The sequence below is a fragment of the Desulfobacter sp. UBA2225 genome (assembly GCF_002348205.1).
Lineage (GTDB): Bacteria > Desulfobacterota > Desulfobacteria > Desulfobacterales > Desulfobacteraceae > Desulfobacter > Desulfobacter postgatei.
This window is the reverse complement of sequence record NZ_DDYV01000126.1, coordinates 1-11,576: the sequence shown is the minus strand read 5'-3', so window position 1 is coordinate 11,576 and position 11,576 is coordinate 1. Positions and strand designations below refer to the sequence as shown.

Annotated in this window: 10 protein-coding genes; 6 read left to right on the top strand and 4 right to left on the bottom strand. The window is 46.1% G+C overall.

The annotated features are described in order from the left end of the window. Window positions 1-151 precede the first annotated feature (151 nt). The gene (locus B3D59_RS06850; RefSeq protein ID WP_286818579.1) at window positions 152-2,662 is read left to right on the top strand and encodes an MFS transporter; all 2,511 of its coding nucleotides are present in this window, start codon (window positions 152-154) and stop codon (window positions 2,660-2,662) included. A gap of 12 nt (window positions 2,663-2,674) precedes the next feature. Further along, window positions 2,675-4,255: a hypothetical protein gene (locus B3D59_RS06845; protein WP_286818578.1), complete on the top strand. Its 1,581-nt coding sequence runs from the start codon at window positions 2,675-2,677 to the stop codon at window positions 4,253-4,255. Here the strand turns inward: B3D59_RS06845 and B3D59_RS06840 are convergent. Together B3D59_RS06840 and B3D59_RS06835 are read right to left on the bottom strand one after the other, a co-directional pair. Continuing rightward, entirely contained in the window at window positions 4,245-5,396 is a 1,152-nt protein-coding gene (locus B3D59_RS06840) for an ABC transporter substrate-binding protein (RefSeq protein ID WP_286818577.1), read from the bottom strand. The genes B3D59_RS06845 and B3D59_RS06840 overlap by 11 nt on opposite strands. A 238-nt stretch (window positions 5,397-5,634) precedes the next feature. Next, window positions 5,635-5,865 carry a KH domain-containing protein gene (locus tag B3D59_RS06835; RefSeq protein WP_286818576.1) on the bottom strand — a complete coding sequence of 77 codons (231 nt, stop codon included), beginning with the start codon at window positions 5,863-5,865 and terminating at the stop codon, window positions 5,635-5,637. A gap of 360 nt (window positions 5,866-6,225) precedes the next feature. Between B3D59_RS06835 and B3D59_RS06830 the strand changes: the two genes are divergently transcribed. After that, the gene (locus B3D59_RS06830; protein WP_353745085.1) at window positions 6,226-6,660 is read left to right on the top strand and encodes an iron-sulfur cluster assembly scaffold protein; all 435 of its coding nucleotides are present in this window, start codon (window positions 6,226-6,228) and stop codon (window positions 6,658-6,660) included. Continuing rightward, on the top strand, window positions 6,629-6,817 hold the full coding sequence (locus tag B3D59_RS06825) for a hypothetical protein (RefSeq protein WP_286818580.1): 189 nt from the start codon (window positions 6,629-6,631) through the stop codon (window positions 6,815-6,817). Before B3D59_RS06830 ends, B3D59_RS06825 begins: the two co-directional genes overlap by 32 nt. 212 nt (window positions 6,818-7,029) lie before the next feature. On the opposite strand, the gene B3D59_RS06820 is transcribed toward B3D59_RS06825, so the two are convergent. Together B3D59_RS06820 and B3D59_RS06815 are read right to left on the bottom strand one after the other, a co-directional pair. After that, window positions 7,030-8,874, bottom strand: a complete 1,845-nt coding sequence (locus B3D59_RS06820) for a M48 family metallopeptidase (protein WP_286818574.1) — start codon at window positions 8,872-8,874, stop codon at window positions 7,030-7,032. Between the two features lie 12 nt (window positions 8,875-8,886). Next, window positions 8,887-9,441: an NUDIX hydrolase gene (locus tag B3D59_RS06815; protein WP_286818573.1), complete on the bottom strand. Its 555-nt coding sequence runs from the start codon at window positions 9,439-9,441 to the stop codon at window positions 8,887-8,889. A 227-nt stretch (window positions 9,442-9,668) separates the two neighbouring features. Here B3D59_RS06815 and B3D59_RS06810 point away from each other — a divergent pair, with 227 nt between their 5' ends. Then, on the top strand, window positions 9,669-10,682 hold the full coding sequence (locus B3D59_RS06810; RefSeq protein ID WP_286818572.1) for an amino acid ABC transporter substrate-binding protein: 1,014 nt from the start codon (window positions 9,669-9,671) through the stop codon (window positions 10,680-10,682). A gap of 70 nt (window positions 10,683-10,752) precedes the next feature. Then, on the top strand, window positions 10,753-11,576 hold an 824-nt coding region (locus B3D59_RS06805), incomplete at its 3' end, for an amino acid ABC transporter permease (RefSeq protein ID WP_286818571.1).

The window sequence follows — 11,576 nt, the reverse complement described above, 5'->3', positions numbered from 1 at the left end:
GAACCCTGGCAGACATCACGGATTGCCCTCATCGCTTGAAAGTGGGAGATTTTGTTGATTTCACAATGAACTACCAGGCCTTTCTCCAAAGCTTTATATCGCCATTTACCCGGATCCGTTACCAGGAAGAAACTGACAGCACACCTGTTTTATGAGCCATTTGACGAAAAACAGATCACGGATGCGCTTGTTTTCAGCTGCCTTTATCATGCTGGTGCTTGCGTTAGCCTTCAATATTCTTTTAACATCAGCCACCCTTGAAAAACTGTATGTGGAAACCTTTATTTCCAAAAATAACGTGGTGGCAAAGGACCTCCAGCGCAACCTGGAAACGGCGCTTCGATTCGGCAAACGCTTTGATAAATTCATTGGTATGGACAAGCTAATCCTGGAAGCCCATCAGCACCTGACACCGAAACAGAAAGAGGCAGGTGACCCCGACACTGATAAGGATGACATTGTTGTTTACATTACCGACCCGGATGGAGATGTTGTTTACAGCAGCAGGGCACAGGTTGTGGGGACAAAGTTGCCTGAATCGGTGCGACTGCCGATGGTCAAGGATCCACAAACCCCTGTGGAATACCACTGTGTGGAACATGAAGGCGTTTATTACCTTTCCCTGCCCGTAAAAGAGGGAGGGGCAAGAAAATGGGTCGCCACCGTAACGGTTGCCTTCGGTCAGGAACAAGTAAAGGCTCTGTTGCGCGCCATAGCCATGAAAAATAAAAACCTGATTGCGCTGGTTCTTTTCAGTGCCATGGGGCTTTTAGTCATCTTTCTACGATCTTTGACCCTGGGGCCGAACATATCTGAAAAATCACTGGGGAGAATCAAATTTAAAATCTCTGCGGCTTTTTTTATTATCATCTGCCTGGCCCAAATCTCCTTGAACTTGTTTAATCTTTTTGAATTCAGGGTCCATTTTCTGGATGTTTCCACCCAGAAAAGTGTTGTCATGTCCAAGCTGTTAAAACAGGATATTGAATATTTACTGGCAAAGGGCCTGAATATCCGGCGACTGATAAAAATGGACCAACGGCTGGCTGATGTCATTGCCGTATCTCCTGAACTTGAAGGCATTAGCATATCTGATCACAAGGGCCGGCCCCTTTACATTGCCACCAAGCACGGCATGCGCAATCTGACAACACCTGAAAAGAATGAAGATCAAGATGGCGAAATGCTTTCCCTCCATGATTATCCGGGCTACACAGTCACCCAGAACCTGTTCAATACACGGAAAACAGAAACCGGGACATTGGCCGGCAAACTGACCATCCATCTTTCAAAGGCTTTCCTGTTCAACAAACTTAAAGAAATTGCCCTGGATTCCATCACGGTTCTTGTGATCTCGATTTTCTTTTTTGTGGAACTGCTGATCCTTGAGCTCCAGCTTATTGACCGCCAGATCGCCGGAGAGACCCGTGCGCATAAAAAGCAAGTGCATTACACAGCCATTCGACCCGTGGCGTTCATATTTTTTTTCGGGGTAGACTCCTGCATTTCATTTCTTCCCCTTCACATGGCCACCTTGTATAACCCAAATCATCCATTACTGGGCCTTTCCAAAGAGATCATTATGGGCCTTCCCATTTCCATGCAAATGCTGTTCACTTCAATATCATTACTGATATCAGGTGGATGGTGCGACAAGCGAGGTTGGGCAGAACCCTTTCTGGTTGGGCTGTTTTTATCCGGCACAGGATTTATCTTTGCCTGGCTGGCCCCATCTTCCCTGTACTTTCTTATTGCTTTAGGCCTTGTGGGGATGGGGTACGGGCTCTCCCTGATGGCGGCCCAGGGTTTTATCATTGCACTTACTACAAGAAAAAACAGTGCCCAGGGCATGGCCCAGCTGTGGGCCGGAGTATATGCAGGCAGTATCTGCGGCGGAGCCACAGGAGCGATGCTGGCGGACCGTATCGGTTATGCTCCGGTCTTTCTGGTGGGCGGCACTATTGTGCTGCTGCTTATTATATATACCTTTTTCATGATGAACGGTGCCGTGGCACCCCCAAAACCAACTGCGCAGGCGACCCGGCCCACCCCGACAGAACAAAGACTTCCGTCATCCGCGAAACCGTCTGTATTGAGTTTCCTGTTCAATCGTAAAATTTTCACACTGATCGTATTTTATGGGCTTCCCTGGTATATCGTGCTGATCGGTTTCATGAACTATTACAGCCCCATTTATCTGAAAGGCATTGGCGCCTCCCAGTCCGATATCGGCCGGATTTTCATGATTTACGGCATCTGCCTGATGTATGTGGCGCCGTATATTTCAAAAATTGCAGGCAAGGCCCACGACAAAAAACGATACCTTGTCATGGGCAGTTTTATCGGCAGCCTGAGCATTGCCAATTTTTATTTTTTCAAAGACTTTTCCGGTGTTGTCTCCGTTACAGTTTCCATCTTTCTTCTAGGTCTTTCCGCCTGCCTGATTCCAGTCAGAAGCGCATATGTATTGGATTTGCACATCACCAGCCAACTGGGTGGCGGTAAGGCTATCGGTCTTTTAAATGCTGTTTTGCGCTTAGGTCAGGTAACTGGCCCCATCCTGTTTGGATGGCTTTTTATCACCATGGGATCAGATTCAGGGATTGCGCTCACAGCAGCAGCTTACCTGCTTTTCACCCTGATCTTTATTTTGGTGGGTTAGGGGGATAAATCCATGACAACACAGTCACAATCCAGTGCATCTGAATATCTGGAGATGGTCTGCCAAAAACTTCCCGTGGTCAAAAACATTCTTAACAGGTTTGGTCATATGCCCCTTGGGGTGTATGCTGAAAGATTGAACACACCACCCTGTCCATCCGTCCAATCCAGGGATGACATCAGGCAGGCTGTTTTTGGTCAGATTTACCCTGTTCTGGGAAAAGATATAGCGACCCGCGCTGCCAATGATCTGATGGCAGCGGGTACTGTAATGACCACCACACACCTTGGCATTGATTATTTTGCCAATTCCGTCCAGGGGAACCTGATTTACGGTGCAGGAATTTTCACCGGCCGGCGCAAAGAAACCACTATCCCGATTTTTTGTTTCGGCAATGTGCCGCTTAACAGTTCGACATTTGCCAGGGGACTTCTGGTATACGAATCCGAATTGGGCAACAGCCGGGAGTTGCCCTTGAGACTGCCGATATTTCCGGACAATGAAAAGCGGACCATGACCAGCCTGGCAAAACCTTTTACCATAGCCATGCAGCAAAAAGCCCTGAAAAAAACAAACGCATGGAAAAAGAAAAACCTGATATCCAAAAGCACGGCCGAAACAATTGTAAGCCTTTTAGAATATGAGTATGCCATTGATGCGGTTTTAAACCAGGAGAGCTACGCGGCCCAGGCTATGATTGTCAACCGGATGCTTGGAAAACGCATGCTAAAAACCAGTGAACATCCGCCGGATATTGTATATCTGGAAATTGAAAAAATCACCGCCATTCTGCTCGGTAAAGACCTGAACGATAAAAACAGCCTTGCATACCGAATCTTTTTCAATGCAACACTGCGTGACACGATTATTCAACATCTGGACGGCTGCCCAGGCTGCTGGCATGCCAATACCCTCAAGAATAGAGATACGGCTCCGGGAAAACCGGATGGCACGGCGACAGGTACGATTTTTTTCTGGGGCATTGATGATTATAAGCGCCGCGTTCCCCTTTTATTAAAATCCATAAAAGGCGATTTTTATCTATGCGGAAGGGATGACCGGGGCGATTCTTTTACTATGAACTTTAACCGGAATGAACTGATTCAGGCGCTTGAAAAACAAAAACTGCTGCCCTCCCTGTTCACCTGTTTTCTGCTCATTTGTTTTGCCAGGGGATTTCATTGTGTGGGCGGCGTGTTCCAGGGTGCATATTTGACATGGATGAAAACCTGCCTTGCCGACTGCCTTAAAGTACAGGGGGATACCACGAATGCGGAAATGATAAAAGAGATCACCACGAACCTTTACCAGGACGGGATGCTGGCATTCATGAGCCCGGGACAGAACAATGAACTGCTGCCGGCAGGTCCCATTGAAATCATTCAAGCCGGGGGAATCAACAGAGACGACCTGACCAAGGCCTTTGGTTTGACGGTTACCCAGGCCCATATGGCAGGCCTGTTTGGCTCACTTAAAGATGCAGATGCTCAAATCACCCGGCAGCAGTCCGGCTGGCAGCATAGGGTAGCACAGGCATGTTCCAGGGAACTGTCCGGAAAAGTTCCCTTATGTAAGCCTTGCCCTATTTTTTAGGGATTTCAATGTCCTCAAATATTTCATCGGCCGCGCTTAAAACATCAACAGGAGGATCATAACCGATCAATTCAGCCGTTTTTAGATTAATGGCGATTTTCGGGGGGTCTTCAAACAACTGCCCTATATCCCTAGGTTTAGCACCATTGAATATCTTGGCCATGCTCTGGGCATAAAATCTCCCGACATATTGAAAATTTGCCCTGGATATACTCATTAAAAATCCATATTTTACCTGCTCGGAATGGGACTGTGTAAAGGTGGGTATCCGGTATTTGTTGGCTATTTTCACAAGCTCGGGGATACTGTCGGCATTTACACCGTTCTGGGTGGTGACATAAATGGCGTCAGCGCTTTTCCCTAAGGTTGCAAAACATTTTTTTACACTCTCCTCATCTTTTATTATATCTGCGCTTTCATCTGTGGTAAAACAGGAAACAATTTTAAACCCGCGCTCATCAGCCACTTTTTTCGCACTGTCCAGTGCTGCGTAACTGTGTCCCTGCTCTGTATCCTGGTAGGCAATGCCAAGTTTATTGAAGCCGATGATGTCATAAAAAAGCTTAATCTGACGTTCATGACGATAGGGATCAACCCGGGCATGGACATGGTCGAAACCGGAATCTTCAACACTTTTAATAATACCGGCAGCCAGCGGGTCCGTGGTTGAAATAACAAGTGTGGGCACTTTATGGTCATTCGTGGCAAGTTTGAGGCCGGCCTTAGTGCCGGCTGCGATAATCAAATCAATATCTTTTTTATTATTCAAACGGGAAATAATTTTAGGCACCATCTGCTCAATACGCGGGGTGTCCCAGCTGCCGGTGTAATGCGCATCTTTGACAAATTCAATATACCGGCTTTTGGTGTTGTTTGCCAGCCACTGCCACAGTTGTGCGGACTGCTCCGGGATCTTGGCATTTTCCATCCACCCCATGTCCATCAATCCCCTGATAATCCCCAGGAAATTGAGCTGATAATTAATGTATTCCCCGCCCTCAAAATATCCGATCCGCCATTTTTTGCCACCATTCGTACTTGGCTTTACGCTGAAATTACCCTTGTCAGCAGCCATCACCGAAACAGAAGAGAGCAGCAAAAAGAACAGAACGGCATAAAGAATTTTTTTGAATATTTGCATTGGCGCTATCCCTTTCATTAAAACAACGGAAGTTAAATATAGAAATTACCCATATCACAAAATAAGGCATTGTTGGTATAATTTCTCGTAATTTCATCGCCCCGTAACAGGAACCTTTTTTAAAGGCTGTGAAAAATTCCTGCAACACGAGACTTAAAATTTTAATGAATAAAGAATCGCCCTGCCGACAGGTCCATGCAATCAGTTGCATGCACCTCAAGTGCCTACATTATCAACCCTATTCAACAATTTCCAAAATAACCCTTTTCTGTTCCTTTGCAGAGGCACAGGAAAGAATGGTGCGCATGGCCTGGGCTGTTCTGCCTTTTCTGCCGATTACTTTTCCCAGGTCCTCTTTGGCCACCCGCAGTTCCAGAACAATGGTCTGCTGAGCTTTGATCTCTTGTATGTCAACCTGTTCAGGATCATCAACCAGCGCTTTCGCCATAAGTTTAATCAACTCTTTCATTAACGAATCTCCTTTAACCAAAATGAATATGATATTTAACTACAACATTTAACGTTTATGGCTGACTTTGTCGAAATAGTTGATATAGAATATCATAACCGGCTATAATCACAAGCCCTATTTGCAGCGCTTTGAAGATTTTATTCAGAAAACAGAACTGGACCTGACAAATCTGTATTTTTCATGCCATATCGCAGGGATAATCGTAAAATCAAAAGACGAAAATAGTCATTTCCCTTGACATAAAAACGGAATTCATTATTTTAGGAAGGTTGTTCTATTTATTTATGTACCGGGAAAAATATTTTATTCCATTGCCCGATAAAATATTTGTTTTTGGTAAGGGCATACAATTGAAGGATGTATGAAGTGGTCACAGAAATTACAATACAGGATTCAGAACGTAAAATGCTCTCCGACGCCGGATATGGGGACCCGGCTATTGAATATTATCTTGGAAAAAAACATATGGGTTCCATTGAAAATGCGAACCAGATTTCCTTTAAAGTTGGTTCCTGCGGTGATACAATGAAAATTTATCTAAAAGTTGATGAAGACGAAATTGTTCAGGATGCCAAATATGAAATCACAGGATGTGCAGGCGCTATCTCTGCGGCAATGGCGACAGTGGATCTTGTGAAGGGAAAAACTGTTGATCAGGCTTTAAAAATTAATGATGGAGATGTTTTCAGGGTTCTTGAAAGTATACCGGAGAAAAAGCACCATTGCATCCAACTGGCAGTCAAGACAATGCACCTGGGGCTTGAAGAATTTCAAATGGCACACGTTTCTTAAGTGGGTTGCCGGTATTGTTCTTGTCTGCATTTCACTTCTGTCAGCCGGATGTGTCTCATCAAAATTCAGCGTTGAGACCCTGGCTAAATCCGATATCAACATGGTATCGGATATCCATATTGACCAGACACTGACGCTTCTAAAAACACTCGCCTGAAAATTATACAAGATGAATCCCGGGGAACTGGCTTCCCCCCCCCCGGGAGCAACTATAGCGTCCAGGATTTCAGGCATATTCAAATGTCCTGCCCCGCCTCCGGAGCCTGCACTTTTAGGCAGAAGATCAACCCAAGCCATGCTGGCAGGCCTTGAACCCGACCTTGAACCCGATTATAAAGGAGTCGATTTTAAAAGCCTTACGACAAACTGTCAGACCTTGTCAGGCAAAGATTTTTGCAGCGCTTTTTCAAACCGTGTCACCTGATCCTCATAATATTGTTTTCTTTGAGTCGAAATCTCAAGTGCCTGCTTTGCCGCGGCCAATGCTTGTCGTTTATGATTATTGAGATACAGGGCTTCGGCGTAGGTATCGAGTATATAAGCTTCCTTTCGGATATCCACGGCCCGGCGGGCCAGATCCAGAGACCTGGGGGCGTTTCGAAACGATTTGTCCGGACATGTGGCCAGAAGCCAGGCCAGGTTATTCAAGGCATGGACATTCACCGGATCAATTGTTAAAACATTCTCGTAGGCCACCATTGCCTTTTCATACTGCCGGGCATCATAATAAAAATCGCCCACCTGAACATACAAATCAGAATTATTGGGATCAATCTCAAGCTGCCGGCTCAAAATTTTTCCGGCGACAAATCGGGTAAAAGAGGTGTTAAGCCCCCCGTAACTAATACTGTATCCAAGGAAAAAAACAACCCCCACGGCAAGGAGATACCCGGCAATCATCTTTTTTACTTTTCCGTGGTGGCTCTGGATCAGAGCCGGATTCATCCGGCACTTTTCCAGAAAACCAATACGGCGGCCAATACTGAAATGGTGCCAGTTGGGTTTATCAATGGACTGCCGGCTTAGGGATGCAATTTTGTAAAAGGTGGAGATCAATGCCGACGGCGAATCTGTATATTTAAAAATATGCAGATCTGCCTGACGTTCAAAATGCCGCATGAACAGACCAAAGACAAAACGGAAATACAAAACAAACAGGCCTATGAGCACCAGGCAGGTCACGGCGGCATGGGCCGTATCCTTACTGAGCCCTAAAAAGGAGGCCCCGGCATACAAGGGGTTGATCAGATAAATCATGAGCATTAAAGGCTCAAAAAAAACAAAATTACAGGCAATAAATCCGGCAAAGAAAAACAGATAAAAAAGCATATGCTGGTGATATACATGACCTATTTCATGCAGGACAACCCCTTCGATCTCATCATCATCCAGACAGGCAAGCAGTGCCGGTGTAACCAGGATGTACCGAAACCGGCCCACGATACCCATAACACCGGCAGTAATCATGCCGCCGCCGAACAGGTTCCAAACCAGGATATCCCTGTATTTGAGATCAGCCATCCGACAGGTTTTTTCAATGCGCTGCCTGTCATAACCCGATTTCAGGGGACGACACCCCCATAAACGCTGGATCAGAACCGGTCCGAACACAGAAATAAAAATGACAAAAAAAAGAATGTAAATCACTTCCCCGGCCGTGGAGTTTAAAAATCTATTCAGCCCGTCAAAGGGCAAAAGCCCCAGACAATCGGCCAAAAGAGACAGAAAAAACCACGGCAGCATGGCAGGCAAACAAAAGGCAACGTTGGAAAGGATAAAGCTCTTTTTGGTCAAAGAAACCGTAAAAAACCGCTTCTGAATCTGATAGGCAAAGTTCCATATTAAAAGCAGATAAAAAAGAAACAATCCAAGAAACAGTAGTGCACCAAGGGTGGGCATCCATTCGAATATAGCAACGCCCGATAGTAAATGATTCACACGGAACCCATAAATATTTACGGCAAAGAGCACCAATGCCGAAATGGAGAGCCGTGAGACGGCAGTGTTCACCCGCTGGTCAATTTCCTGTGCCGGCAAGGCCTGCCCAAGGCGTGACAGGCGATTGAAATAAATCCGGCAGACCAGGGCAAATGCAGCCGTTGAGAGCAGGCAGAAACCAATGGCCCCGGGATCAAATCCCGAAGGTTTGTCAAACAACTCCGATGTGGTGTAAATCACCAGGGCCGCAAGAAAATATATAAAATTTGAAAACACGCGATGGCGTCCTTATACCATCTTACCTGTTGCAGCAAACCGGTCCAAAACAATCCATGTTTTTACATCAAACAAAATATTGTCTTGGCATAGACAGTCGGCCGCCTGATCCGGTGACAGCATCTTTACCTCAATCAGTTCGGAAGCCTCGTTATATTCGGTATTTGCAGATCCCTCACAATCCACATATAAAAGGATTATGCTTTCATCTGTTAATCCGGATGAAGAAAATATCGCAGGGCTTTGTTTTATCACATTCACAACCGTTAAGCCGGTCTCCTCATACAATTCACGCCGACCGGCCTGAACAACACTTTCGCCGGGGTCCACAAGGCCTGCGGGAAAACCATACTGGAATCCGCCCAAAGGCACCCGAAACTCCTTGATAACGACCAGTTTATTCTCCTGTTGATGGAATGGAACAACCACTACCGCATCAGGCCTGGCCGTACTTTGCCTGGATGCATACAACCAGGATTTATCCGTGCCGGACCTGTCCCTATACCTGGCGCGAATCAAGTTCAGATGGGTATAATCCGTTATTTTTTCTTTTTTATAAATGTCCACAAGAATCTCCTAATCAGTAACAATAAACACAAGGCACACTAAAATCAATCTACATTATTTTCACCCAATTTGGCCAATTAATTTCTTACAAATCTAAGCATAAAAGATTATACACCCCCGATCTCTGCACAAAACAAAAAAATCTTTTGAAAAATTAACATTGTATGCTAAATATTTACGGGGGTTTCTTTACATATCAAAAATCATTATTAAGGAGAAAGTGATCTATGAAACGGTTAAGTATTGCGTTTATCTGTATGATTTCCATGGTTCTCGTATCTGTTGCCGGCGCAGGAACATTGGATGAGGTTAAAGCCCGCGGCTATCTTAAAGCCGGTGTTAACGGAGACGTGTTCGGTTTCAGCAAGCCTGACAAAAACGGCGAATGGCAAGGCCTGGATGTTGATTCAGCCAAAGCCGTTGCAGCCGCTGTTCTTGGCGATGCAACCAAGGTTCAATTCACAGCATTGACCGCTGTTCAGCGTTTTCCGGCAGTACAGTCCGGTGAAGTGGACGTACTGTGCCGAAACACCACCATAACCCTTTCCAGAGATACCCAAAATACCCTTAACTTTGCTCATCCCAACTACTATGACGGCCAGGGGTTTCTTGTACCTAAAAAACTGAGTGTAAAAAGTGCAAAAGACCTCGAAGGATCGACTGTCTGCGTTCTTCCCGGCACCACCCATGAGATGAATATTGCCGACTACTTCAGGACCCATGGCATGGACTGGAAACCCGTTGTTATTGAAAAAACCGCAGAACTTGCCAAGGCTTTTTTTGCCGGCCGTTGCGATGTGCTTACATCTGATGCGTCCCAGCTGGCTGCTGCCCGGGCAACGGCCCAGACACCAACGGATTATGAAATGCTGCCGGACATTATTTCAAAGGAACCGCTGGCGCCTGCAGTTAAACACGGTGATGACCAGTGGTATGACATTGTTAACTGGACCATCATGTCCATGATCCAGGCTGAAGAATTCGGTATTACTTCCCAAAATGTTGATGAAATGCTCAAATCAAAAAACCCGGAGATCCAGCGTTTTCTTGGTGTAACGCCCGGTATCGGCTCCCAATTGGGCCTGGATGACAAATGGGCTTACAATATTATAAAACAGGTGGGCAACTATGGTGAAAGTTTTAACCGCACCGTCGGACCAGACACCCCTCTTGGGCTGCAAAGAGGCCTCAATGCCCTGTGGACCGAAGGCGGTCTGATGTATGCAATGCCCATCAGATAGCAAATTACCAATAGAGTCCCGGAGTCTGAGCACTCAGCCTCCGGGCACTTTTCATCTGAACTGATAAATTATGGCAAACAACACTCCGGAAAAAAAAATACCATTCTGGCTGGACCCGGATAAACGGGCCATTGCTTATCAGGGGCTGACCATAATCATGGTGGGCCTTTTAGCCTGGTACCTGATCTCAAACACCCTGACCAACCTGGAGAAGCAAAACATTGCCTCGGGCTTCGGCTTCATGGACAAAGAAGCGGGCTTTGAAATCGGTGAAAGCCTGATCCCCTATTCTGCTGCGGACTCTTACGCCAGAGCGTTGGTCGTTGGCATCCTTAATACACTTAAAGTCAGTGTCATCGGTATTATTCTGTGCCTTGTCCTTGGCGTATTTGTCGGTGTATCCAGGCTATCCGACAACTGGCTGGTAAAAAAACTGGCCGGCATTTACATTGAACTCATGCAGAACATACCGATTTTACTTCAACTTTTCTTCTGGTATGCCCTTTTCTATGAAGCCCTGCCCCCGGTCAGACAGGCCCTGCATCCTTTTCCCGGCATGTATCTGTGTAACCGGGGTGTCATCATGGCAGTCCCGACCTCCCATCCGGCCCATGTATACATGTTTATTGCCTTTGGCTTAGGGATTGTCGGGGCATTGATCCTGAAATCCTGGGCCAGGCGGCGACAGGATTCATCCGGAAAGGATTTTCCTGTTTCCTGGACATCTTTCGGCATGATTATCGGCCTGCCGCTTCTGGTATGGGCAAGTTTCGACGCACCGCACACCATGGATATTCCTGAGCTGAAGGGGTTTAATTTCAAAGGCGGACTGATGCTGTCGCCTGAATTCATTGCCCTGCTGTTAGGCCTTGTGATTTACACCTCAGCCTTTGT